At 69.2% G+C, this 25,713-nt stretch carries 17 protein-coding genes; 6 read left to right on the forward strand and 11 right to left on the reverse strand.

The genetic code is table 11. The features are described 5' to 3' along the window. On the forward strand, positions 1-1,776 hold the full coding sequence (locus tag ACZ42A_RS38135; protein ID WP_468526366.1) for an acetyl/propionyl/methylcrotonyl-CoA carboxylase subunit alpha: 1,776 nt from the start codon (positions 1-3) through the stop codon (positions 1,774-1,776). Between the two features lie 77 nt (positions 1,777-1,853). Here ACZ42A_RS38135 and ACZ42A_RS38140 read toward each other — a convergent pair whose 3' ends face one another. From ACZ42A_RS38140 to ACZ42A_RS38165, 6 genes are all read right to left on the reverse strand, one after another. Beyond that, entirely contained in the window at positions 1,854-2,204 is a 351-nt protein-coding gene (locus tag ACZ42A_RS38140) for a nuclear transport factor 2 family protein (protein WP_468531966.1), read from the reverse strand. Positions 2,205-2,245: 41 nt separating this feature from the next. After that, positions 2,246-3,484 carry a cytochrome P450 gene (locus ACZ42A_RS38145; protein ID WP_468531967.1) on the reverse strand — a complete coding sequence of 413 codons (1,239 nt, stop codon included), beginning with the start codon at positions 3,482-3,484 and terminating at the stop codon, positions 2,246-2,248. Between the two features lie 32 nt (positions 3,485-3,516). Beyond that, the gene (locus ACZ42A_RS38150; RefSeq protein ID WP_468531968.1) at positions 3,517-4,791 is read right to left on the reverse strand and encodes a cytochrome P450; all 1,275 of its coding nucleotides are present in this window, start codon (positions 4,789-4,791) and stop codon (positions 3,517-3,519) included. Between the two features lie 34 nt (positions 4,792-4,825). Then, positions 4,826-6,478: an acyl-CoA dehydrogenase family protein gene (locus ACZ42A_RS38155; RefSeq protein WP_468531969.1), complete on the reverse strand. Its 1,653-nt coding sequence runs from the start codon at positions 6,476-6,478 to the stop codon at positions 4,826-4,828. A 245-nt stretch (positions 6,479-6,723) separates the two neighbouring features. Further along, entirely contained in the window at positions 6,724-7,068 is a 345-nt protein-coding gene (locus tag ACZ42A_RS38160; RefSeq protein WP_468531970.1) for a nuclear transport factor 2 family protein, read from the reverse strand. A 273-nt stretch (positions 7,069-7,341) separates the two neighbouring features. Further along, a complete protein-coding gene (locus ACZ42A_RS38165) occupies positions 7,342-8,067 on the reverse strand; it encodes a TetR/AcrR family transcriptional regulator (protein ID WP_468531971.1) in 726 nt (241 codons plus the stop codon). A 76-nt stretch (positions 8,068-8,143) separates the two neighbouring features. On the opposite strand from ACZ42A_RS38165, the gene ACZ42A_RS38170 reads away from it, so the two are divergent. The 3 genes from ACZ42A_RS38170 (at position 8,144) to ACZ42A_RS38180 (ending at position 12,350) form a co-directional block, all read left to right on the forward strand. Continuing rightward, positions 8,144-9,811, forward strand: a complete 1,668-nt coding sequence (locus tag ACZ42A_RS38170) for a GMC family oxidoreductase (RefSeq protein WP_468531972.1) — start codon at positions 8,144-8,146, stop codon at positions 9,809-9,811. A 177-nt stretch (positions 9,812-9,988) separates the two neighbouring features. Then, positions 9,989-11,461, forward strand: a complete 1,473-nt coding sequence (locus ACZ42A_RS38175; protein WP_468531973.1) for an MFS transporter — start codon at positions 9,989-9,991, stop codon at positions 11,459-11,461. A gap of 145 nt (positions 11,462-11,606) precedes the next feature. Further along, the gene (locus ACZ42A_RS38180; protein ID WP_468531974.1) at positions 11,607-12,350 is read left to right on the forward strand and encodes a thioesterase II family protein; all 744 of its coding nucleotides are present in this window, start codon (positions 11,607-11,609) and stop codon (positions 12,348-12,350) included. 176 nt (positions 12,351-12,526) lie between these two features. Here the strand turns inward: ACZ42A_RS38180 and ACZ42A_RS38185 are convergent, their stop codons facing one another. The 3 genes from ACZ42A_RS38185 to ACZ42A_RS38195 all read right to left on the reverse strand — a co-directional run bounded on the left by ACZ42A_RS38185 (position 12,527) and on the right by ACZ42A_RS38195 (position 19,066). Continuing rightward, a complete protein-coding gene (locus tag ACZ42A_RS38185; RefSeq protein WP_468531975.1) occupies positions 12,527-15,400 on the reverse strand; it encodes a helix-turn-helix transcriptional regulator in 2,874 nt (957 codons plus the stop codon). Between the two features lie 534 nt (positions 15,401-15,934). Next, a complete protein-coding gene (acnA, locus tag ACZ42A_RS38190) occupies positions 15,935-18,652 on the reverse strand; it encodes an aconitate hydratase AcnA (RefSeq protein WP_468531976.1) in 2,718 nt (905 codons plus the stop codon). Between the two features lie 171 nt (positions 18,653-18,823). Then, positions 18,824-19,066, reverse strand: a complete 243-nt coding sequence (locus tag ACZ42A_RS38195; RefSeq protein ID WP_468531977.1) for a hypothetical protein — start codon at positions 19,064-19,066, stop codon at positions 18,824-18,826. A gap of 100 nt (positions 19,067-19,166) precedes the next feature. On the opposite strand from ACZ42A_RS38195, the gene ACZ42A_RS38200 reads away from it, so the two are divergent. Next, positions 19,167-19,364 (forward strand): DUF4236 domain-containing protein, encoded by a 198-nt coding sequence (locus tag ACZ42A_RS38200; protein WP_468531978.1) that lies wholly within the window; start codon positions 19,167-19,169, stop codon positions 19,362-19,364. Positions 19,365-19,428: 64 nt separating this feature from the next. Beyond that, entirely contained in the window at positions 19,429-20,958 is a 1,530-nt protein-coding gene (locus ACZ42A_RS38205) for a helix-turn-helix domain-containing protein (protein WP_468531979.1), read from the forward strand. A 76-nt stretch (positions 20,959-21,034) separates the two neighbouring features. Here ACZ42A_RS38205 and ACZ42A_RS38210 read toward each other — a convergent pair whose 3' ends face one another. Continuing rightward, on the reverse strand, positions 21,035-21,595 hold the full coding sequence (locus ACZ42A_RS38210) for a hypothetical protein (RefSeq protein WP_468531980.1): 561 nt from the start codon (positions 21,593-21,595) through the stop codon (positions 21,035-21,037). Further along, positions 21,582-25,713, reverse strand: a 4,132-nt coding sequence (locus ACZ42A_RS38215; protein WP_468531981.1) for a golvesin C-terminal-like domain-containing protein, incomplete at its 5' end; no start/stop codon positions are given. The genes ACZ42A_RS38215 and ACZ42A_RS38210, both read right to left, overlap by 14 nt.

Below are 25,713 nucleotides of genomic sequence, written 5' to 3' on the forward strand. Positions count from 1 at the left end.
GTGCGCAAGGTGCTCATCGCCAACCGTGGCGAAATCGCTGTCCGCGTTGCCCGGGCCTGCCGGGACGCCGGTATCGCGAGCGTGGCCGTCTACGCCGACCCGGACCGGGACGCTCTGCATGTCCGCGCCGCGGATGAGGCGTTCGCTCTGGGCGGTGACACCCCGGCCACCAGCTATCTCGACATCCAGAAGGTGCTGAAGGCCGCCAAGGAGTCCGGAGCCGACGCGATCCACCCCGGATACGGCTTTCTCTCGGAGAACGCGGAGTTCGCCCAGGCCGTCCTGGACGCGGGCCTGATCTGGATCGGCCCGCCCCCGCAGGCCATCCGCGACCTGGGTGACAAGGTCGCCGCCCGTCACATCGCCCAGCGCGCCGGCGCGCCGCTGGTCGCCGGTACGCCGGACCCGGTGAGCGGTGCCGAGGAGGTCGTGGAGTTCGCGAAGGAGCACGGCCTGCCCATCGCGATCAAGGCCGCCTTCGGCGGCGGCGGCCGCGGCCTGAAGGTCGCCCGCACCCTGGAAGAGGTCCCGGAGCTCTACGACTCCGCGGTCCGTGAGGCGGTCGCCGCCTTCGGCCGCGGCGAGTGCTTCGTCGAGCGCTACCTCGACAAGCCCCGCCACGTCGAGACCCAGTGCCTCGCCGACCAGCACGGCAACGTCGTCGTGGTCTCCACGCGTGACTGCTCGCTGCAGCGCCGCCACCAGAAGCTGGTCGAGGAGGCCCCCGCGCCGTTCCTGTCCGACGAGCAGGTCGCCGAGCTGTACTCCTCGTCCAAGGCCATCCTCAAGGAGGCCGGCTACGTCGGCGCCGGCACCGTCGAGTTCCTCGTCGGCAACGACGGCACGATCTCCTTCCTCGAGGTCAACACCCGCCTCCAGGTCGAGCACCCGGTCACCGAAGAGGTCGCCGGCATCGACCTGGTCCGCGAGATGTTCCGCATCGCCGACGGCGAGGAGCTGGGCTACGACGACCCGCCGCTGCGCGGCCACTCCTTCGAGTTCCGCATCAACGGCGAGGACCCGGGCCGCAACTTCCTCCCGGCCCCCGGCACGGTCACCACCTTCAACCCGCCGTCCGGCCCCGGCGTCCGCCTGGACGCCGGCGTGGAGTCCGGCTCGGTCATCGGCCCGGCATGGGACTCGCTGCTGGCCAAGCTCATCGTCACCGGCGCCACCCGTGAGCAGGCCCTCCAGCGCGCCGCCCGCGCCCTGGAGGAGTTCCAGGTCGAAGGCATGGCCACCGCGATCCCGTTCCACCGCGCGGTCGTCAAGGACCCGGCCTTCGCGCCCGAACTCACCGGCTCCACCGACCCGTTCACGGTCCACACCCGCTGGATCGAGACCGAGTTCGTCAACGACATCAAGCCCTTCGCCGCCCCCACCGACACCACCGAAGCCGACGAGGAAGCCGGCCGCGAGACGGTCGTCGTCGAGGTCGGCGGCAAGCGCCTGGAGGTCTCCCTCCCCTCCTCGCTCGGCATGTCCCTGGCCCGCACCGGCCTCGCCGCCGGCGCCAAGCCCAAGCGACGCGCCGCGAAGAAGTCCGGCCCCGTCGCCTCCGGCGACACCCTCGCCTCCCCGATGCAGGGCACCATCGTCAAGATCGCCGTCGAGGAAGGCCAGGAAGTCCAGGAAGGCGACCTCGTCGTCGTCCTGGAGGCCATGAAGATGGAACAGCCCCTCAACGCCCACAAGTCCGGCACCATCAAGGGCCTGACCGCCGAGGTCGGCGCCTCCATCACCTCCGGCGCCGCGATCTGCGAGATCAAGGACTGACCCGGACCGCGAGCCGTCCGCACACAACAGGACCGCCGGGCCGTTCGGCCCGGCGGTCCTGTCTGTCGGTCGCTCGGCTACGAGAAGAACCCGTACAGCCGCCGCACCTGCCCGTTCTCGATGGCGATGAAGTCGTAGCCCACAGCCAGCGGCGCGCCGCCGGCGGGACCGACCTGCCAGGTGAAGCGCCCCAGGTCGTGGTGCGAGCTGACCTCGCTCGCCAGCGCGAACACGCCTCCGGGGATCTGCTTCTGGGTCTCCGCGATGTACGCGTCCAGCGCCGCCCGGCCCTGGATTTGCACGTTCGGGTCGGCGTACTCGACGTCCTCGGTGAACAACTCGGCGATCACGGCGCGGCGTTCGTCGCCGTCCACGATGTTCCAGGTCTCGATGTACTTCTTCACCAGGGTGGTGATGTCATGGCTCACGTGCCGGTCTCTCCTCTGTTCTCAGGTGGTTCTCGGGCGTCCTAGGCCTTGCGGACCGTCACCGGCAGTTCGGCGAGGCTGCGGATGGCGAGGGCGCCGTTGGTCGGCGGGGTCTGCGTCTGCAGCTGAACGTCGTACTGGACGAGGGCGTTGAGCGCGACCTCGATGACCAGCTTGGCGATCGGCGCGGCCACGCAGTAGTGGATGCCGTGGCCGAACCCGAGGTTCCGCGTGCCGCGCCGGGTCAGGTCGAGCCGGTCGGGGTCGTCGTACGCTTCGGGGTCGCGGTTGGCCGCGCCGAGCAGCATGAAGACCTCTTCGCCGGCCTTGACCGGGACGCCGCCGACCTCGGTGTCCTCCAGCGCGGTCCGGTTGATCAGCTGGACGGCCGCGTCGTACCGCATCAGTTCCTCGACGGAGCCGACCGCCTCCTCGGGGTGGTCGCGGTACCACTCCAGCTGGTCGGGGTGGCGCAGCAGGGAGAGGGCCGCGAGGCCCATCGCGGCCTGCGGGGCGCTGAATCCGGCGAGGAAGATGTTGGCCACCGTGGTGAGCAGCTCGATCTCGTTGAGCCGCTCGCCGTCCTGCTCGGCCAGGACGAGTTCGCTCATCAGGTCGTCGACGGGCTGGGCGCGGCGCTCGTCGATCAGTTCCTGGGCGATGGCGACATAGCCGTCGCGGGCCTTGAGCCGGTTGGCGAGGGCGTCGGGTGAGAGCGTGTAGGCGGGGTCGAGGCCGCGGCCCGCGTCGTTGGCGTACTCGATGCACTGGGCGAGGTACTTCTCGGGCACGCCGACCAGGATGTTCAGGACGCCCGCGCCGAGCGGCCGGAACAGCCGGGAGGTGAGGTCGACGGCGCCGTTCGCGGCGGTCTCGTCGGCCGTCTCGGCGACGAGCTTGGCCGCGAGTTCCTCGGCGGGCCCCCGCAGCCGCTCGATGGCGCGGGGCGTGAAGGCCTTGTTGACCAGCGCCCGGATACGGGTGTGGTCCGGCGGGTCCATGAACATCACGGCGGGCTTGAGGCCCTCCGGGGTGGGTATCAGCGTGTCCTGGAAGCCGGCGCCCTCGCCACGGCCCAGCTTCGGGTTGCGCAGCACGGCGTTGACGTCGTGGTAGCCCAGGACGGCCACGCCGGCCCCGGTGCGGTGCACCGATCCGCCCGCGGCCCGCAGCCGGGTGTAGGTGGCGTAGGGGTCCGAGTGGAAGGCGGGGTCGAAGGGGTCGTAGGGCAGGACCTCGGGGAGGTCCTCGGTGGCCGTGGTCTCCACGGTCTCGGTCATGTGGGTATCCCGTCTGGTGTGGAAGGGGTGGGTCAGCCGGCGTCCGGGTCGGGGACCAGTTCCACCGGCATGTCGAGGATCACGGTGTGTTTGTTGTTCGGCGCGTGGACGACCGGCCCGGTGAGACGGATGTCCGCCACCTGGTCCAGCAGGGCTTCCAGGAAGAGCCGTATCTCCAGACGGGCCACCTGGTCGCCGAGGCAGAAGTGGGTTCCCGTCCCGAAGGACAGGTGCGGGTTGTGGGTGCGGCGGATGTCGAAGGCCGAGGCGTTGTCGAAGACGTCCTCGTCGCGGTTGGCCGACGGCCACCAGAAGGTGACCTTGTCGCCGGCCTTGATGTGGTGGCCGTGGAGGACGACGTCGCGGGTGGCGGTGCGCCGGTTGTAGGGGTTCGGGGGTGCCCAGCGCAGGATCTCCTCGATCGCCTGGGGCAGCAGCGACCGGTCCTTGCGCAGCGCCTGCCACTGGTCGGGATGCTCGGCGAGGGCCAGGACTCCGCTGGCGATGGTGTTGCGGGGCTGCTCGAAGCCGGTGATGAGGATGAGGACGGCGTTGGCGTCCCGCTCCTGCCCGGTGAGCGGCGGCTCGCCGTGTCCCTCCTCGATGGCACCGAGGGCCAGGACCGAGCCGAGGTCCTGTGCGGGTGCCTCGCGCTTGCGGTCCAGCAGCTCCTTGAAGTACGCCGACATGGCGTGGAAGATCTCGGTGGACCCGGCGTCGACCCTGCCGGTCAGGCGGTTGACGAACCCGAGGTTGCTGCGGCCCCACTCCGCGAGCCGGTCCCAGTCCTCTCGCGGGGCGCCCAGCAGCAGGGACACGGCGCGCAGGGCGTACGGCTCGCTGAGTTCCTTCATGAAGTCGACACGGCCGCCGCGGGCGAGCGCGTCGGTCAGCAGTTCCCCGGCGATCCCGCGCAGCGGATCGGCCAGGCCCTCGGCGACCTCGCCGGTGACGGCGGGCCGCAGCAGCCGCCGGATCAGGTCGTGGCGCGGGTTGTCCATCATCGCGAACAGCACACCGGCGTGCACGCCGATGGGCAGGTCCTCCAGGTGGGAGCCGCCGCCGGCCCGGTCGCCGCCGCCCTGTGCGGAGAAGTCGGGGGACGCGGCCGCGGCCACGATGTCGGCGTGCCGGGTCAGGACCCAGAACCCGTCGCCGTCCGCCGTGCTTCCGCCGGGGTGGAAGAGGACGGGCGCCTCCTTGCGCAGCCGGGCGAACAGGTCGTAGGGGACTCCGTCGGCGAACCGGGACTGGTCCGCCAGGTCGAATCCGCCCAGCACGTCCGGGAGTTCGTGGTCGATCGTCATGAGGTCCTCTCGCGTTCGGCGGCGGTCTCGCCGCTCAGTGACGGACGAGCTGGTCGTGGGCGCCGGCCAGCCAGCGGCGGCTGATCTTGGCGTGGTCGGGCTCGGCCTCGGTCCGCAGCCGCGCGAGGAGCCCGGCGATCCGGTGCCGGGCCGCCACGCCGTGCACGTCGGCGAGTTCCTGCGCCTGCCACGGCTCGGTGTCCGCCTGGGGTGCCTCGGACGCGGCGCGCGCGAGCACGGCCAGGGCGTTGAAGAGTTCGCCCGCGATGCGGCCGAGGAGCACGACGGTGCGCTCCTTCGCGTAGAGCCGCTCGGGGTCCGGGTGACGCTTCACCAGGTCGGCGGCGAGGTGCCGCACCTGCCGCACGAGCCCGGCGACCGCCTCCAGATGTGCCTGGTTGGCCGGGGTGAGCGCGTCGGACCGCAGCCCGCTGGCGTCCGGGGCGATCGGCGTGTCGTCCGCGGCGGCGGCGTAGAACCGCGCGAGCAGCAGCCGGCCCAGCTGGTTGTCGAGCTGGAAGTCGACGTTGCCGGCGATCCGCAGGCCCCGTGCGTCCCGGAAGGCGCGTTCCAGCGGTACGGGAGCGGCGCCCCGGCGGTTCTTGCTGGCGGCCGTCTCGAATCCCTCGCCGCCGTACAGGGACATGGTCCGGTCGACGACCCGCCAGGCCCCGCGTACCAGCAGGTTCTTGGTGAGGAACCGCTCGAACCAGCGATCGGTCAGGCCCGGCGCGAGCAGGCTCCAGCGCACCGCCGACTCCATGGCGTACACGTCCGCGAGGGTGGCGGTGACGGTCCGCTGGATCTCGTCGTACTCGCCGAGCGGGCGGCCGTCGATGGCGCGCCGGGTGATGAACTCGCGTGACCAGGCGAGGCAGTTCCGGGCGATCGCCATGGCGGGGGCACCGGTGAAGTGGATACGGCCGAGCAGCGCCACCATGCCCACGAGGGGCGGGAGTTGACCGCTCGCGGGGTCGAGGAGCGCCTGGCCCTCCGGGACGAACACCTCGTCGAAGCGAAGCGCGGCGTTGGGCAGGCCTCTGCTGCCCATGAACTCCACGCGGGCGCCGACGGAGAATCCCGGGGTGCTCGTGTCGAGGAAGAAGGCTCCGACCCGGGGTCCGGCGTCGCCGGGCACCGTGGCGGACACCGCGATGAGGTCGGCGACGGGGCCGTTGCCGGTGAACAGCTTCTCGCCGCGCAGCACATAGCCGCCGTCCACCGGTGTCGCGGTGAGGGTCGGGTGGGCGTTGTTCTGCCCCGAGCGGTCGGTGTCGCCGAAGCCCGACACGACGCCGGCCGCGAGCCGTCCGCTCACGAAGTCGCGTACCGGGCCGGGCGGCAGGGCCTGCAGCATGGCCGCCGCGCCGACGCCGTTCTGGATGGCCACGATCTGCCCGACGGGCACGGAGTGCGCACACGCCTGGGCGATCAGCCGGAAGGCGGTGTACGGCGGCAGTCCGAGACCCCGGAACTCCTGGGGCACCACGAGTCGGAGGTAGCCCCGCTCCTGAAGGTCGTCGAGCAGTCCGGCGGGCAGGACGCGGGTGTCGTCCAGCGCGGCGGCGTCGACACGCGCCGCGAAGTACTCCTCGGCCTCGGCGACCAGCCGGTCGCCGCGCTCCTCCTCCGCACGGCTCTGGCGGGGAAAGTCCCGCCAGCCGTTCCAGTCGGGACGTCCCGTCAACAAATCCGTCAGGAAAGAGTGGGGGGCGGTTTCACCATCGGATGGTGCGGCGGTCATCGGCGAATCCTCTTTCGGTAGACGCGCGGCACTCGGAAAAGCTAATGAGGTGCTCCCCCTACCGCCAACCCCAGTTCTGCGCCGCGAAGCAACCCCTATTCCTGCGGGAAAGCCGTATGGGCCGGGCGCGAAGAACGCGTCCGGCCCATACTGGGAGAGCAACTTCGGGCCGTTACGGCCCGGCGGGATCAGCCGAAGAAGTTGTACGCCAGCTCGATCTCCCCGTTCTCGATCTGCAGGACGCCGTAGCCCTTGGCGATCGGCTCGGCGGCGGGGCCGAGGTGCCAGGTGTACAGCACGGCGTCGTTGTGGGAGCCGATGATCGTGGTCAGGTCGAGCGGCAGGTCGCCGAGCTTGCCGCGCGCGGCGCCGATGGCCTCCACGATGGCGTCCACACCGTCGGCGACCCAGTCGGGGTCGATGATCTTGGCCTTCTTGGCGAAGATCGACTCGAGCGTGGCCTTGCGGCTGTCGGCGTCGAAGTCGTTCCAGGCCTTGAAGTAGGTCTCGACGATCTGAGTGACATCGCTCATGGGGGAAGAGTCCTTCCGAATACAGGTAAGAAGCCCGCGGAGGCGGATCGCCGCCACAGGAGACCCGGGCATCACGACCGCGGGTGAGCGCACATCGGCCGACCAGTGAAGTACACGCCGTTCAGTTGCACTACGCCCAACAGTAGCGCAACGCCGTTCACTGTCAAGGGCCGTGATCTTCGGGCCAGTTGGCGCGAACCGAGCGCATGAAAAAGCGCCGGGACACACCCGTGGGTGTGTCCCGGCGCTAGGCGAAGAGAGCCGGCATGGAGGTCAGTCGCTCACCGCGGCGACGGGCGCCGTGAGCCCCAACAGGTGGGTGAGGTCGACCAGTTCGGCGTGGTAGAGCTTGGCGGGATCCTGCACCTGCGGCCGCAGATGGCCGTAGATCTCGAGCGAGACGAGTCCGTGCAGACGCCCCCACAGCCGCATCGCCAGCGCCACGGCGGCCGGGTGCAGATCCGGGAAGGCCGAGCGCACCGTCTTGATGAACTCCGGGTCGTAGTCGTCCCAGTCGTAGCGGTCGTCGGCGTGCAGCCGCTGCGCCCAGGGCCAGGCCGCGACCACGACACCGGTGAGCGCGGTGCAGGCCCGGTGCTCGGCCTCGGCGGCGGGGCCGCACGGAGGCACCTGGTAGTCCGGCGCCGGATCGCCGTACACCAGCCGGAACTCCTGCGGATTGGCCACCGCCCAGTTCCGGTAGGCCTGGCCGTACGCCATCACCTGGGCGACCGGTCCCTCCGGCGCCGCCGCGATGGCCTCCTCCAGCGCCTGCGCCAGCGAGTTGTAGACATCGGCCACGAGAGCGGTGATCAGGTCGTCGCGGGTGTCGTAGTAGCTGTAGATCGCGCCGGCGGTCATCCCCATCTCGCGAGCGATCGCACGCAGGGACACGGCCGCCGTTCCGTTCTCCGCCATGTGCTTCAGCGCGATCGTCTTGATCTCCTGGGCGGCCTCTGCGCGGAGGCGTTCTCGCCTGCTCGGTTTCGGGTCTGCCATGAAGCCATCCTAACAGCGTAAAGGTTGTTGACTGCCGATCGAATCTTGAGCGCTGTGCAGCAAACGATCGCCGTACATGCTGGGGTTCCCGCTTCCCTCGCCGGCTCTCACCGGCCCGAACCCCTACCGGCGGGCCGTCCGGGCAGCTCGGCAGGGGCGTGATCTAGGGGTTGCCGCTAGGGGTGCGGACGCCCATAACGTCGGCTCGCCTCAACTCGACGAAGGGCTTTACGTGGTGAATTCGCGCACCGAATGGGATTACATCGTCGTCGGTGGCGGAGCCGCAGGCTCCGCGCTGGCGGCAAGGCTTTCCGAGGATTCCTCGGCGAACGTCCTCTTACTGGAAGCCGGAAAGGATGTCCGACCGCCGGACCGGCCGCAGAACTTCGTCGGCCGCGAATTCGATCTGGACATGGAAGCGCAGCCGGATTTCTGGTGGCACGGTCTGCGGACCCGGATTCACCCCGGCCTCGATCCCATCCCCTTCCAGGCGGGCCGGGGAGTCGGCGGCACCTCACAGGTGAACGGCCTCTTCTCCATTCGCGGCGTCCGCGACGACTTCGACCGCTGGGTGGCGCAGGGGGCGGACGGCTGGTCGTTCGACGACGTTCTCCCCTACTACCGGAAGCTGGAGGACGATCTCGACTTCCCGACCGCCCCGTACCACGGCCAGGGCGGGCCGCTGCCGATCTTCCGCGAGCCGCAGCAGAACTGGGGCGGCGCGGACCTCGCCTTCCGGGACGCCGCACTCGATCTGGGTGTCACCTGGCACGACGACACCAACGCCCCGGAGTCGACCGGCCTTTCGCCGTTCGCCATGCATCTGCGTGACGGCAAACGCGTGGCGGCCAACGACGGGTATCTGGAGCCCGCCCGCGGGCGCGCCAACCTCACCATCAGGGGCGAGGCACTGGTCGACAGCGTCACCTTCGCGCCGGGCACGAAGACCGCGAACGGCGTGAAGCTGGCCGACGGGGAGACCATCGCGCTCGCCCCGGGAGGCGAGGTGATCCTCTCCGCGGGCGGCACCCTCTCCCCCGCCCTCCTGGTGCGCTCGGGCATCGGCACCGCCGACGACCTGACCCGGCTCGGCATCGAGCAGGTGGTCGACCTGCCCGTGGGTCAGGAGCTCACCGAACACCCCTTCATCGTCCTCGCCCTGCCCATCCCGCTGGAGAAGGCCGCCAGCCCCTTCGGCAGGACCGTCAACGTCACCTGGCGCTACTCCTCCGGCCTGGCCGACGCCGGCGCCAACGACATGATGATCATCCCGAACAACGGCTGGCTGGGCATCCCCGGTATCTGCATCTGGCAGATGCACGCCGTCAGCCGGGGCCGCCTCAACTTCACTTCGCGCGACCCGCTCACCGGCCCCTTCGTCGAGATGCGCATGCTCACCGAGCAGAGCGACGTGCTGCGCGCCAAGGACGCCCTCGAACGTGTCCGCGAGCTGGTCGGCCACTCCGCCTTCGCCGCCATCCTGGCCGACAAGCCCGAACTCCCGTCCGCCGAGGAGCTTCCGAACGTGACGTTCGCCAGCCACCACGTGGCGACCACGGCCCGGATGGGCTCACCGGACGACGCGACGACGGTCGTCGACCCCGAGTGCCGCGTGCTCGGCGTCGACGGACTGCGCGTCATCGACCAGTCGGTCATGCCGGAGGTCATCCGCGGCAATCCGCTGCTGACCGTCCTGATGATGGCCGAGCGGATGGCGGACCGGATCAAGGCGTCCCGCACCTGATCGCGCCCGAGGGGGCCGGCGCCAACTGGCCCGGCCCTTACGGCGTTTGACAATCGATCGCCGTTGATTCAGACTCCACCGTATTGTTACTGAACACCGTTCACTCCGGATGTCGCTCACCGTCCCCGCCGGTCCCGCGTCTGCACCGGCGGCCCAGTGACAGAAAGAAGCCCTGTCGTGGTTGACACCGTCCCCAAGTCCCAGCAGCGGCCCGGGCTCATGCTCGCGCTCCTGGCGTTCGCGCAGTTCATCGTGGCCGCCGACTACAACATCGTTTACGTCGCGCTCCCGGACATCGGCAGCGCGCTCGGCTTCACGCCGCAGTCACTGCAGTGGGTGGTCAGCGCCTACGCGGTCGCCTTCGGTGGTCTCCTGCTGTTCGGCGGCCGTCTGGTCGACCGGCTGGGCGGCCGCCGCATCTTCATCCTCGGTTCCCTCCTCTTCGCCGTGGCCTGCCTCGTCGGCGGTCTCGCGGAGGACCCGGGCGTGCTGATCGCCGCCCGCGCCGTCCAGGGCGTCGGCGGTGCGCTGCTGTCGCCGGCCACCCTGATGCTCGTCAACACCCGCTTCGAGGAAGGCCCGGCGCGCAACCGGGCGCTCGCGGTGTGGGGTGCCTGCGGCAGCGGCGGCCTCGCGGCCGGCGCCCTGCTGGGCGGTCTGCTCACCGACGCCTGGGGCTGGGAGTGGGTCCTCTTCATCCTCGTCCCGATGGCCCTGCTGGCCGCCGTGGCCGCGCCCGCGATCCTGCCCGCCGACGAGCGCTCCGAGAGCGACGCGAGCTTCGACGTCCCGGGCGCCGTGCTCGCCACCGTCGGCTCGTCGCTGCTGGTCCTCGGCCTCGTCAGCGGTCCCGAGGAGGGCTGGGGCTCGCTGCGCGGCGCCGGTTCGATCGTCGCCGGCCTCGTGCTCCTCGCCGTCTTCGCCCTGGTGGAGACCAAGACCCGGGTGCCGCTCGCGCCCATGCGCCTGTTCCGCAACCGCAGCCTGGTCACGGCCATCCTGATCATCCTGGTGTTCCAGAGCGCGCTCTCGGGCTCGTACTACCTGTTCACCAACTACGTGCAGGACGTGCTCGGTTACGACGCGCTGGAGGCGGGTCTCGCCTTCCTCCCGCTCACCATCATCTCGATGTTCGCCTCGCTGAAGATCACCGGCATTCTGCTGGGCAAGTGGGGCCCGCGCACCACCCTCTTCGTCGGCATGGTCATCAACGGTGCCGGCATGATCCTCCTCGCGCTCGCCATGACGACCGAGGCCTCCTTCTGGCAGCTCCTCATCGGACTGGCCGTCTGGGGCGTCGGCGGCGGCGTGACCTTCCCCGCGATGTTCGTCTGCGCCGCGTCCGGCGTCGCCCCCAGCGAGGCCGGTATCGCCTCCGCGCTGGCCAACGCCTCGCAGCAGATCGGTGGCGCGGCGGGCCTCGCGGTCCTGGTGGCCGTCGCCAACGCGGGCCTGGACCTCGGCTCCGACGCGGCTCCGGCCGTGTCCGCGGTCGCGGACGGACTGCGGACGGCGACCTGGGTGGGTGGCGTGGCCGCCATCGTCGGCGGTCTGCTCGCCTTCACCCTCAAGAAGCCCGGCGCCGCCACCCCCGACGCGGCCGACCACCAGCCGAGCAAGGCCGACGAGATCGGCGCCGTCTCCCACTGACACCAGGAAGGCGGCACCGCACCCAGACGCGGGCCCGTGGCCGGGACATCCCCCGCCGGCCACGGGCCCGCCCGGCGCTCACCGCCCAAGTCCCGCGCCGGACCGAGCGGCCGCCGGCCACCCGACACGAGGGGACGACAGACCCATGAGCCAGGCAACCGAGAACACCTGGACACGCCGCTTCGCCGAAGCCCCCGGCAGCGAGCTTCAGCTCGTCTGCTTTCCGCACGCCGGAGGGGCGGCGACCTACTTCCGGCCGCTGGCCGAGGCCCTCGCGCCGCGCGTCGACACGCTCGCCGTCCAGTACCCGGGCCGTCAGGACCGGCGCCACGAGCCGCTGCTCGACTCCGTGCCGGCCCTGGCTGACGCCGCCTTCGCCGCGCTGCGTGACGAACTCCGGGGGTCCTACGCCTTCTTCGGACACAGTCTCGGCGCCACGGTGGCCTTCGAGGTGGCCCGCCGGTTCGAGCAGCTGACACCGCGGGGACCGGAACGGCTCTTCGTCTCGGCCCGGCGTGCCCCGTCGGTCGTGAAGGACGAGCAGGTCCATCTGCGAAGCGACACGGGCCTGATCGCCGAGATGGAACGACTCGGCGGCACGGACTCCGCCGTACTCGCCGACCCTGACCTGCGCGCGCTGGTCCTGCCGGTCGTGAGGGCGGACTACCGGGCGGTGGAGACCTACGTCCCCGAGCCGCTCAACGCCCGGATCACCTGCCCCATCACCGTCTTCGCCGGTGACTCCGACCCGGTCACACCGGTACCGGAGACCCAGGCCTGGGACACACACACCAGCAAGGGCGCCGACGTGCAGGTGTTCACCGGCGGGCACTTCTACCTGGACCGGAACATCGCGGCCGTCGCCGCGGCCGTCATCCGCGCATGGTGACCCGCCGCGGCGGCACCGGCCGCCAGGCGCGCGGGCTGGGGCGACTGGAGCCGGTGGAACCGCCGGAGCGGGGGGGGGGGGGGGGGGGGGGGGGGGGGGGGGGGGGGGGGGGGGGGGGAGGGGAGGGGGGGGGGGGGGGGGGGGGGCGGGGGGGGGGTTCCCCCCCCCCGCCCGCCTCAGCCCGCCAGCTCCTGAGGTTCCGACGGACTCACCGCCTGCAGCGCCCCCACCAGCTCGGTCCGCCGCCGGATGTTGAGCTTCCGGTAGACCCGCGTGAGGTGCTGCTCCACGGTGCTCACCGTCACATACAGCCGACTGGCGATCTGCCTGTTGCTGTAACCGCCGACCGCGAGTTGCGCGACCCGCATCTCGGCGTCGCTGAGCGCCTCCGCGACCCGGCCGCCCTGGGCCAGCGAGGAGACCGTCTGGTTCTCCTCCTCCGGGGCCATACCGGGTGCGGTCAGCCGCGGGATGCGCCGCACCCCGCGCCGCTCGGCCATGAGGCAGGCCCGGCGCACGATCTGCCGGCCCTTGCTGAACTGGCCCTGTTCCTGCCACGCCCAGCCGAGGTCGTGCAGGACGAACGCGAGGTCGAGGGGCGCCTCGCACAGCTGCAGATACTCCGACGCCCTGGTGAGCATCTTCGGGCCCTCCACCACCGGGCCGGCCGCGGCCAGGACGCGCAGGGTCTGGGCGTGCACCCTCGGATGCTCGGGACCGCACATGCGCAGTTGTTCGGCGAGCAGCACGCGCGCCCGCTTGCGGTCACCGAGGCGGATGAGCGCCTGGGCCGCTCCCGAACGCCAGGGATAGACGACGGGATTGTCCGCGCCCAGTCGCTGAGCCAGTTCCCCGGCCGCCGAGAAATCGTCGAGCGCCGCCGAAACCTGGTCGGACGCCAGATAGCGAACACCACGGGCGCACAGCAAACCTATGCCATAAGGCGTTTCGAAAACGCTCTGCGGAAGCGCGGACTGCAACTCGTCCACAAACGCACTGCTGCGACCGGTCAGCGCGCACGCCCGCATCGCCGTGCTCATCGGAAGTCCCAGCAGGACGCCCCAACTCCGCGCGGGAAGCAGCGACAGAGCCTGGCGCACTTCTCGTTCCGCGGCGGCCGGCTCTCCCTGACGCAGCAGGATCTCCGCACGGGCGGCGCAGAACAGGGCCTGCCATACGAGGAATTTCCCCTGCCTGGCCCGGTCGATCAGCTCATCAGCCCATGCCCGGGCTTCCTGCAGCCGCTCCGCGTAGATCAGGATGTACAGCGCGATCATCAGGAGCGGGGCGTTCCCCTCGGTGAACGCATAGTGCCGCAAAGCCTGCTGGGCTTCACAGACCTGTGTGCTGTCCGGACCCGCCGCCAGATTACGGCGGAGCAGGGCGGCGGCATGCCCCTTCGCCCAGGCTTCCGGCGACACACCGCCGGCGGTCAGCTCACCCGCGTGCGGAATCTCCCCCGCCTGCGCCTCCCACCGGTTGGGATACATGACTTCGAGCCAGCCTTTTGACGCTTCGAGATGGGAAGCGGCCATCATGTCGTGCGCCGCGAGAGCGGATTCCGATCCGCGCAGAAGCAGCTCGATCGCTTCCTCGGGCCGCCCGAACCAGGTCAGGGCATCGATGGCGTACGTCATCCGCCACCCCGAGAAAGTGCCCGCCCTCGATTCGTCCACCAGGCCGCCCACGCGCCGATACGCGGCATAGGGATCCTGGCGCCAGGTCGCGCGCACGATCATGGCGGTTGTCGTGGCTCTGCGCTGCTCATCTCTGTCGTACTGGAGTGCGATATGAAGGCAGTCCAGAGCGAACTGCACATTCCCGTCGGCTATCCCCTGCTCGGCCGCCTCGTGGAGGACGGGAATCGCGCAGTCGGTGTCCGCGCGGCCGGCCCGCAGAATATGACGGGCGATGGTGACCGCCGAAAGCCCGTTCTTGAACAGCACATTGGCGGTGCTGATCTGCAGGTCCGTCCGCTCCTCGGGGGTCATTCCGCTGAGGACCACCCGGCCGGCGTGCGCATGCCGGAACAGCCCGTTGGCGAGAATTCCGGTCTCATGCAGAAAATCCAGGGCGTGCGCCGTGGTGTCGGGGTCCAGTCCCGCCAGCTGAGCGAGCACATGGACCGGGACCTCGCTCTCCAGCACCGCCAGCCGTCGAGCGACCTGGAGCACCTCCGGCTCATAGCGGAACAGACAGCTGATCAGCGCCTGCCCGAATCCGTCGGCCACGCGCAACGCCGGCGTCCGCGCCTCCAGAACGTTCCGGTTGTCCTCGATCAGCCCTCGGAGCAGGAGCGGGTTGCCACCCGTGGCCGCATAGGCCTCCGCGGCCAGCGCCTCAGCCGTGGCACGCCCGAGGTGTTCGGCCATGACCTCTTCCACCTGCTGAGGCGAGAAGAGCGGCAGCTTCAGAAAACGGACGAGCGGTTCGGAGGGCAGCTCGGCGGCGGACAGTGTGGCGAGCCGCCGGGAATGCGGTGACTCGTTCAGCACCACCATCAACCGCGACGACCGAAGGCGCCGCACCACATAGGACAGGCAGCGCAGGGAGGCTTCGTCGGCGTAGTGCACGTCGTCGATGCCGATCACCATCGGACCCCGCGCCTGTTCGATGACATCCAGCAGGGTCATGCACATCTTATGGAATATCTGCGGCGCGACGTCACCCGCCGGCCCCTCGGAGGCAGCCTGGCTCACCGAGCCCGACTGCGCTTCGCCGACCCATCGGTCGGCACGCATCCGCAATTCGGCGGCTATTTTCTCGTCGTGGAGCAGATGGGCCAGAACGCCGAAGGGCACGGCCTGCTCCGCCCGGGATGCCGTCGCTCCTATATAAAAGCCGCCGGACTCGCCGACCTGTGCGGCAAAGCTGTCGAGAAGCTCCGTCTTTCCGCATCCGACAGGGCCGTAGACAATCGCCACCTCGGCATTTCCCCGGCGACTGCTCTCGAACATTTCCCTTAATGCGTCGAAGACCCTGAGACGACCCGGCGCGGCAGCGAGCGCTTCTTTTGCGCCGGGAATGCTGCCCGAATGGTTTTTTGACACGCCAATGACTGTCATACTCGTTCATTCCCCCTGCAAGCACGAGTGGCGTCGTCACCCAGGCAGACGCCTCCAGACGACTTCACCATTCAAATACCGGACGACCGACCCTGTCAACGGCAGTTGATCATGTCTTTGCACGGTGGAAGCCGAGCCTTGGAGCGTGTGGTGGACGTCCATCCGGCTCCACCACCTGGGCCTCTACACTCCACCCAGGCCAGAATCCTGCAACAGGATCGCCTACATGGCCCACTAACGCCGTGAACTGTGTCACAGTGAACTCGTAGCTGCAGCGGCCACACATGTCGAGACTTTTACAGGCTTATTAAATCTTCACGGGTGCGGCCCGCATAAACGGAATCATACCGTCCGGCAGATCTCATATCTTGGTCACCCACTGTCCGAAATATCGGTGCCCGAGCACCCGACTGCGAACAGAATTCTCCAAGACTCCTTCTTTTCTATCAGCAGGACACAAAGCGAAGGGCCGCGCCCCCGTCACCGGGGACGCGGCCCTGGACCGCCGTGTCCTGCCGCTTACTTGCGGATCAGGCTGCGCAGCACGTACTGCATGATGCCGCCGTTGCGGTAGTAGTCCGCCTCACCGGGGGTGTCGATGCGGACGACCGCGTCGAACTCGACGCCGGTGTCGGTGGTGACCTTCACCGTGCGCGGGGTGGTGCCCTCGTTCAGCTCGGTGACGCCGGAGATGGAGAAGGCCTCCTCACCGGTCAGGCCGAGGGACTCGGCGGACTGGCCCTCCGGGAACTGCAGCGGCAGCACGCCCATGCCGATGAGGTTCGAGCGGTGGATGCGCTCGTACGACTCGGCGATGACGGCCTTGACGCCGAGGAGGGCCGTGCCCTTGGCCGCCCAGTCACGGGACGAACCGGAGCCGTACTCCTTGCCGGCCAGGACGACCAGCGGGATGCCGGCGGCCTGGTAGTTCTGCGAGGCGTCGTAGATGAAGGAGACCGGGCCGCCCTCCTGCGTGAAGTCGCGGGTGTAGCCGCCCTCGGTGCCCGGCGCGATCTGGTTGCGCAGGCGGATGTTGGCGAACGTACCGCGGATCATGACCTCGTGGTTGCCTCGGCGGGAGCCGTAGGAGTTGAAGTCACGACGCTCCACACCGTGCTCGGTGAGGTACTTGCCGGCCGGGGTGTCGGCCTTGATGGCACCGGCGGGCGAGATGTGGTCCGTCGTCACCGAGTCGCCCAGCTTGGCCAGGACGCGGGCGCCGGAGATGTCGGAGACCGGCTCCGGGTCCATGGTCATGCCCTCGAAGTACGGGGGCTTGCGGACGTAGGTGGACTGCGGGTCCCACTCGAAGGTGTTGCCGGTCGGGACCGGGAGCGACTGCCACTGGGCGTCGCCGGCGAAGACGTCGCTGTAGGACTTGGAGAACATGTCCTCGCCGATGGCGTTGGCGACGACGTCGTTGACCTCGGCCTCGGAGGGCCAGATGTCCTTCAGGAAGACCGGGTTGCCGTCCTGGTCGGTGCCGAGCGCGTCCTTGGTGATGTCCACCTTCATGGAGCCGGCGAGGGCGTACGCGACGACCAGCGGCGGGGACGCCAGGTAGTTCATCTTGACGTCGGGGTTGATGCGGCCCTCGAAGTTCCGGTTGCCGGAGAGGACCGAGGTGACCGCGAGGTCGTGGTCGTTGACGGCCTTGGAGACCTCCTCCGGCAGCGGGCCGGAGTTGCCGATGCAGGTGGTGCAGCCGTAACCGACCAGGTTGAAGCCGACCTTGTCGAGGTACGGGGTCAGGCCCGCCTTGTCGAAGTAGTCGGTCACGACCTTCGAACCCGGGGCGAGGGTGGTCTTGACCCACGGCTTGCGGGTCAGGCCCTTCTCGACCGCCTTCTTGGCCACCAGGGCGGCGGCGACCATGACGTACGGGTTGGAGGTGTTGGTGCAGGAGGTGATGGCCGCGACGGTCACCGCACCGTGGTCCAGGGTGTAGGTGGTGCCGTCGGGGGCGGTCACCGGCACCGGGTTGGACGGGGCGCCGTTCGGGATCGTCGACGGCGCGTCGGAGCTCGGGAAGGACTCCTTGCTCGCCTCGTACTCGTCGTTGACGTAGTTGCGGACGTCCTGCTTGAACTGCTCGGCGGCGTTGGCGAGGACGATACGGTCCTGCGGGCGCTTCGGGCCGGCGATCGACGGGACGACCGTCGACAGGTCCAGCTCGAGCTTCTCGGAGAAGTCCGGCTCGGCGGCCGGGTCCAGCCACAGGCCCTGCTCCTTGGCGTACGCCTCGACGAGCGCGACCTGCTGCTCGGAGCGGCCAGTCAGGCGCAGGTAGTTCAGGGTCTCGTCGTCGATCGGGAAGATCGCGGCGGTGGAGCCGAACTCCGGCGACATGTTGCCGATGGTGGCGCGGTTGGCGAGGCTCGTGGCCGCCACACCCTCGCCGTAGAACTCGACGAACTTGCCGACGACGCCGTGCTTGCGCAGCATCTCGGTGATCGTGAGCACCAGGTCGGTGGCGGTGGTGCCGGTGGGCAGCTCGCCGGTCAGCTTGAAGCCGACGACGCGCGGGATCAGCATGGAGACCGGCTGGCCGAGCATCGCGGCCTCGGCCTCGATGCCGCCGACGCCCCAGCCGAGGACGCCGAGGCCGTTGACCATGGTGGTGTGCGAGTCGGTGCCGACGAGGGTGTCGGGGTACGCCTGGCCGTTACGGACCATGACCGTACGGGCCAGGTGCTCGATGTTCACCTGGTGGACGATGCCGGTGCCCGGCGGGACGACCTTGAAGTCGTCGAAGGCGGTCTGGCCCCAGCGCAGGAACTGGTACCGCTCGCGGTTGCGGCCGTACTCCAGCTCGACGTTCTGCGCGAAGGCCTCGTTGGTGCCGAACTTGTCGGCGATGACGGAGTGGTCGATGACCAGCTCGGCCGGGGAGAGCGGGTTGACCTTCGCCGGGTCGCCGCCCAGCTCCTTGACGGCCTCGCGCATGGTGGCGAGGTCGACGACACAGGGCACGCCGGTGAAGTCCTGCATGATCACGCGGGCCGGCGTGAACTGGATCTCCTGCGACGGCTGGGCCTGGGAGTCCCAGTTGCCGAGGGCGCGGATGTGGTCGGCGGTGATGTTCGCGCCGTCCTCGGTGCGGAGCAGGTTCTCCAGCAGAACCTTCAGGCTGTAAGGCAGCCGGGCGGAGCCCTCGACCTTGTCAAGCCGGAAGATCTCGTACGACTCGTCGCCCACCTGCAGCGTGCTGCGGGCGTCGAAGCTGTTCGCCGACACGACAGTCTCCTTCATTGATGTGCGCGTACCACCGCATCCTGCCGCCACGCGAGCTTGGCCGATCCGCTAAGGTAAGGCTAAGTTAGGTAACCCTTACTGCTGTGGTGGCTGCGGTGCGCCTCGGCAGATATCTCGATGTCGAGATAACTCTAGTACATGGGGGCGGCCTGGTCATGCCCTGACCCCTCCGCGAACCGCCGCGCCGCCCCCGATCAGCAGAACACCGCACGATGCGCGGCCGCCCACTCCCCCCATCAGGGCCGCCAGCTCCCGGCGCGCCTCCTCGGGGGCGACCTCGACGACCGAGATTTCCCGTCCGGTCTCCGCGGACCCGCCCGCCGCCCGAGCCGCCGTGAGGACATCCGCCAGAAGAGAGTGGCCGATGTTTCCGGTGGCGCCGGTGACGAGAATCATGCGGGGGACGCCAGGACCTCGACCGGACTTGGGGTCAACGAGCGGACTTGCGGCCCGGATCGGGGGGTACCCGAGGGGCCGGCGAACGAAAGGAGGCACGATGCCCCTCACCTTCCGCAAGAGCTTCCGCATCCTGCCCGGCGTACGGCTGACCATCAACCGGCGTTCCTGGTCGGTCACCACGGGTGGCCGGCACGGCCCGCGGCGTACGTTCAGCAGCACCGGACGTCGTACGACATCGGTGGATTTGCCCGGACCTTTCGGATGGCGTCGTACGCGTTCCCGCAGGCGCCATTGACGGTCCGTCACCCGGACGGACCCCCCGGGATGTGCCATCTCATATCTGAGATAGCCTCAACCCCATGGCAGACGACTACCTCGTACGCATCGGCAAGCTCATCCGTGACGCCCGGCAGCACCGGGGCTGGACCCAGTCGCAGCTTGCCGAGGCGCTCGGCACCTCGCAGAGCGCCGTGAACCGCATCGAGCGCGGCAACCAGAACATCAGCCTTGAGATGATCGCCCGAATCGGTGAAGCCCTGGACAGCGAAATCGTCTCCCTGGGCTACGCGGGCCCGATGCACCTCAGGGTGGTGGGCGGCCGCCGGCTGTCCGGCGCCATCGATGTGAAGACGAGCAAGAACGCGTGCGTGGCCCTGCTGTGCGCCTCGCTGCTCAACCAGGGGCGCACGGTGCTGCGCCGGGTCGCCCGCATCGAAGAGGTGTACCGCCTGCTGGAGGTACTGAACTCCATCGGCGTGCGCACCCGCTGGATCAACAACGGCGTCGACCTGGAGATCGTGCCGCCGGCCGACCTCGACCTGGACTCCATCGACGCGGAGGCGGCCCGCCGCACCCGCTCGATCATCATGTTCCTCGGCCCGCTGCTGCACCGTATGGACCGCTTCAAGCTGCCCTACGCCGGCGGCTGCGACCTCGGCACCCGGACCATCGAGCCGCACATGATCGCGCTGCGCCGGTTCGGCCTCGACATCGCCGCGACCGAGGGCCAGTACCACGCCGTGGTGGACCGGGGGGTCCGCCCCGACCGCCCGATCGTGCTGACCGAACGCGGCGACACGGTCACCGAGAACGCGCTGCTCGCCGCCGCCCGGCACGACGGCGTCACGGTCATCCGCAACGCCTCCTCCAACTACATGGTCCAGGACCTGTGCTTCTTCCTGGAGACCCTGGGCGTGAAGGTGGAGGGCATCGGCACCACCACGCTCACCGTGCACGGCATGCCGCAGATCGACGTGGACGTCGACTACTCCCCCTCCGAGGACCCGGTCGAGGCGATGAGCCTGCTCGCCGCCGCGGTGGTGACGGAGTCGGAGCTGACCGTGCGCCGCGTCCCCATCGAGTTCCTGGAGATCGAGCTGGCGGTCCTGGAGGAGATGGGCCTCGACCACGACCGCACCCCCGAGTACTTCGCGGACAACGGCCGTACCCGCCTGGTGGACCTCACCGTCCGGCCCTCCAAGCTGGAGGCGCCCATCGACAAGATCCACCCCATGCCCTTCCCGGGCCTGAACATCGACAACGTCCCCTTCTTCGCGGCCATCGCGGCGGTGGCGCAGGGCAAGACCCTCATCCACGACTGGGTCTACGACAACCGGGCCATCTACCTGACCGACCTGAACCGGCTGGGCGGCCGCCTCCAGCTCCTCGACCCGCACCGCGTGCTGGTCGAGGGCCCGACCCGCTGGCGCGCCGCCGAGATGATGTGCCCGCCGGCCCTCCGCCCCGCGGTGGTCGTCCTGCTGGCGATGATGGCGGCCGAGGGCACGTCCGTGCTGCGCAACGTCTACGTCATCAACCGGGGTTACGAGGACCTGGCGGAGCGGCTGAACTCGATCGGGGCGCAGATCGAGATCTTCCGGGACATCTGACGGCTCTTTCCAGCGGACGGCCCGCCGTCCGGACCCGTGGGTCCGGACGGCGGGCCGTCGAGGGGTGTGGAGGGGGTTACTCCTTCTTCTCCGGGTTCACCGCGTCGAAGACGAGCACCTTCCGCTCCAGGTCGGCGTGGAACGTCGCCGTGTAGCGGTCGCCGGTGACGGCACGGGTGAAGTCCGTGCTCGTCTGCCACCGGGCGCCGGACGGTACCTGGGCGCGCAGGCCGTCCAGGACGTCCGGCTGTGCGGACGTGTCCTGCCAGGTGTAGCCGTCCCGCAGCCGGGCCGCGTCGGTGTCGCTGAGCCGGACGACGCCGGACATCCGCACGTCCGTGGGTCCGGGCACGGACGACCGGTCGTTCGCGCCGAGGGCCTCGCCCTGCCAGACCACGGAGGTGAAGTCCCCGAACTCCGGGAAGCGCGCCCGCACCGGCTTCTCGTCCCGGCGGAGGCCGGCGGCCGGGGAGGCAGCCGGCGCGGTCGCCCGAGAGTCCTGGGTCCGGGCGGCATCCCCGGACTCCGCCTGTTCGGCGCAGCCGGTCAGCAGGAGCGCGGCGAGGGCCGCCGCGGACAGGCGGATGAGGCGGGTGACGGGCCCGCCGCCCCGGTGTCGTCGTCTATCGGTACACATCGCTGCCCACCGTAGTCGTTCCGGACTGGCCCACGGTCCAGGTCACGTTGCGGGTGAACGTGCCCCGTACCAGGAACGGCGCGGCCCAGCCGAGTGTGGCGAACCGTCCGTTGACGTCATCGGGGGTTCCGGAGGCGATGTCCTCGACGCCCGAGTTGAAGTCGTACTGGTCCAGAGCGTGCACGGTGATCGCCATGGTCATCTGATCGCCGTCACGCGTGACCTGGGCGCTGCCCCACACCTTGTGGTCGCCGAGCGCCTTCTGCCAGTTCTCGGTCGCGGGGTACTGCTTGATGCTGCGCAGGCCGCCCGTCATGTCGAAGGTGTCGGTGCCGAGCAGCACACTCAGCTGTTCCGCCGCCTTCTGCGCACGCGCGATCTCGTCGTCGACCGATGTCCTGATCGCGGTGTCCTCGTAGTAGGCCTCCCGGTAGTTCACCTCCTGGGCCGTGCCCAGGCCGGTGCGGTAGTGGGAGTACAGCGGCACCGCGTCGTCCAGGGCGCCGTCGGAGTAGAAGCCCAGCGCCGAGAGGAGCATGCCGCCGTTCTTCTTGAGGTTCCACAGGCTCCAGTTCTTGTAGTCCTCCCAGGTCGCCTCGGCGTCCGGGTCGTAGGGGAAGTCGTTGCCGAAGTCGAAGAACGGCTCCGACGCCGCCCCCTCGGTGTAGCCGTCGCTCGACGGCGGGGCGGTGTAGTTGACGTCCCAGCCGCCGGCGTCGTTCATCGAGCAGGTGTAGCCCGACTCGTTGCACTCGGCCGGCTTGTGCCCGGTGAACTCGATGAAGGTCGTCGGGTTGCCGCCGCCGAACGCGTACCGGTTCCCGGTGAAGGGATCGGCCCCGAGACCCATGTCGGCGAGGGCACCGTTGTACATGTCCCGCGTCACGAACCGGTTGAGCCCGGGGCTGTAGTCGCGGAAGCCCATGTCGTACGTGCCCGACTGGGCGTCCCAGCGCTTGGCGTTGTAGCGGTAGGCGTTGTACGCCTCCTTGGCCGGGTCGGCGGTGTCCGGCTTGTCGATGCCCGTGAACTCGGACTCGTCGTCCTTGCCGTAGGCGGTGTAGCCGTACGTCGCCTTGGTGTCGCCGGACGCGTCCGTCAGCGTCTCGACGTCGGTGTGGCTGTTGTAGCCGTAGTAGCCGTCCTCGGTCGTGCCGTCGCTGTTGTGCTTGACCTGCGACAGCCGCTCGCCCCACGGGCTGTACTGGTACGACTTGGACAGAACGCCCGCGACCTCCTCGTTCAGCACCTCGCTGGACAGGCCCAGGTAGGTGAAGTCGGTGGTCTTGCCGTCCGTCGTCTTCGACGTGGTGCGGTCGAGCGGGTCGAAGGTGTAGGTCGTCGACTTCAGCACGCCGTTGTCGTCCATCTTCTGGGACTCCACGACGTGATCGAAGCCGTCGTACACGCTCCGCTCGATGACCTCACCCTGCGAGCTGACCGACTCCAGGCGGCCGAACGGGTCGTAGGCGTACTGAGCCGCCACGCCCGACGTCGTCGCCGTCAGCAGCCGGTTGCGGTCGTACTCGTACACCGTCTCGGTGCCGTCGACCGTCTGCCGGATGACGTTGGCGTTGGCGTCGTGGACGTAGGTCTCCGTGCCCGCGCCGTTGCCCGTCTTGACCGACTGCTTCAGCCGGTTGGCGGGGTCGTAGGTGTGGTTCGTGGTCGATTCGAGGTACGCCGCGTGGTTGTCGGCGTTCATCTTCTTCGCCACGTCCTGCGCCTTGTTGCCGTTCGGGTCGTAGGCGTAGGTGTGCGAGGAGACGAGGGTGCCGTTCGCCTTCTTCTCCGTCGACGTCTTCAGCGCCGCGTTGAGGTAGTAGGTGTAGTCGACAGTGTTGCCGTTGTCCTTGGTCTCCTTCAGTTTCAGGCCGCGGTCGGTGTAGGTGTACGACGACACCTTCGGGTCGGCGTCCGTCGCGCTCTTTCCGACCGAGACCGTCTTGACCAGGTCGCGCAGGTCGTAGGCGTACCGGGAGAACTGGCCGGGGTGCGTGACCGTCTCCGGCAGACCGTTGGCGTCGTATGTGTAGGAGGTGGTCTTCTTCTCCTGGCCCGCCAGCGCCTCCGTCACCTGCCGCACCTGGTTGAGGCCGGTGTAGGCGATCGTGTAGGCGTCGATCTTCGCGCCGGACGAGGTGTCGTCGATGGACGTCAGGTTGCCGTTGACGTCGTAGGCGTACGCGAAGGTCTTCTTCTCGTTGTCGGTCTCACCCGTGTTGTCGCGGACCAGCTTGACCGCGTCGGCGACGGCGACACCGCCGCTGCTCTGGTCCAGCTTCAGCCTGGTGCTCTCGCCCTGCTTGAGGGTGTAGGTGCCCAGGCTGACCCAGGTGCCCGGGTCCGCCGTCTGGTTCCTGGTGACGGCCGGTTCGGTGGTGGTGCCGTGGGTGAGGGTGTACTTGGCGGTGGCGGTGGCGCCGGTGACCTTCGGATACTTCACATACGCGGTGTACGTGCCGTCCTTGGGGATGTTCAGCGTCCAGGTGAAGGCGTCCGTGCCGGTGCCCGCCGCGTGGGTGCGGTGGTCGTAGCCCTGCTGGCCGTCGATGTTCCCGGCCGTCCAGGTACCGGTCGCGGACGTGTGCTGGGTGTCGGAGTTGTCGACGAGGACGACCGCCTTGCCGACCGGCACGCCATCGTCGGACTTCGCCCTCAGCTTGCCGTCGGGGTAGTACGACCACGTCATCGTCCGGTTGGAGGAGCCGCCGGCCGAGGTGAGCGTGCGGGCGGTCTGCAGACCGAGCTCGTTGTAGTCGTACGTGGTGACGATGTCCCACGGGTCGGTGGCGGAACGCACCCAGCCGTTGTCGAAGTACTCGAACGTGGTGTCGTTGCGGACGGTCTCGCCTTCGGACGGCGGCAGCGAGGTCTTCGCCACCCGGCCGATCTTGTCGTAGACGGTCTCGGTGTAGACGTTGGGGTCGTTGTAGCGGGAGTCCGCCGGGTCGTACGGCTGGTACTGCCTGACCGGCCGGTTCAGCTCGTCGTACGCGGTACGCAGGGTGAAGTCGTCCGCGGTCGCGGTCTCCGTGCCGCGCGGCGTGATCACCTTCGTCACGTTGCCGACCTGGTCGTACTCGTACTTCGTCGTACGGACCGTGGTGCCCTCGTAGGGCACCTTCACCTCGGACTGCTTGCCGCGCTCGTCGTAGACGACGGTGGTGGTGTTGTTCTCCGCGTCCGTGACCGACGTGACCAGCGAGTCCTTGTCGTAGCCCCGCTTGGTGGTCTTGCCGGCTGCGTCCGTGACGACGGTGGCCCGGTGGTTCAGGTCGTAGGCCGTCTTGGTGGTGTAGTCGGTGGTGTCGGCGGTCGCGTTCTTCTTCGGGTCGATGACGGTGACGACGTTGCCGACGTTGTCGTACTCGTAACGGACTGTGTCACCGGTCGCGTTGACCACGGAAGTGAGCTGGTAGATCGCGTCGTAGTGGTGGGTGGTGACGTAGTCGGTCAGATCCGTCGTCGTCAGGGTGCCCTTCGGCTCCGTCGTCGTCTTCAGGTTGCCGACCCTGTCGTAGGTGTAGGCCGTGCGCCGCTCGTCCGACGTGGTGGTGTCCTTCGGCGCGGTGGCCGAGGTGACCTGGTCCGCGGCGTCGTACATCGCCGTGGAGACCGCGCCGTTGGGCGAGGTCGCCCTGGTGACGTTGTCGTTGGCGTCGTACTCGGGGGCGGGCGTGGTGATCAGGTCACCGGCCTTCTGGTCCTTCGGCTCGGTGCCCTCTGTCGGTCGGCCGTACGTGTCGTAGGCCTGCGTGCTCACCTTCTGGTCGGCGTCGGTGACCTTCGTGACCTGGCCGCGGTCGTCGTAGACGAAATCGGTCGTGAAGGTCTTGGCGTCCGTGATCCGCTTCGGGTAGCCGCTCGCGTGGAAGTCGGCGTACGAGGTCGGGTTGCCGTTGGCGTCGGTCGCCTTGGTCAGCTGGCCGTGGGCGTCGTACTCGTACTTGGTGGTGTAGTCGTCCGCGGTGGCGGACGCGACGCCCTTGGGGTCGGTGACCGTCTTCAGATTGCCGTAGATGTCGTAGCCGAACTGCCAGGCGCGGCCCTCCGGGGAGGTCTTGCGGAACAGGTCGGCGGAGTAGCCGTCGGCGCGGGTCTGGTACTCGTACTTC

This window comes from Streptomyces sp. NPDC030838, from assembly GCF_055572035.1.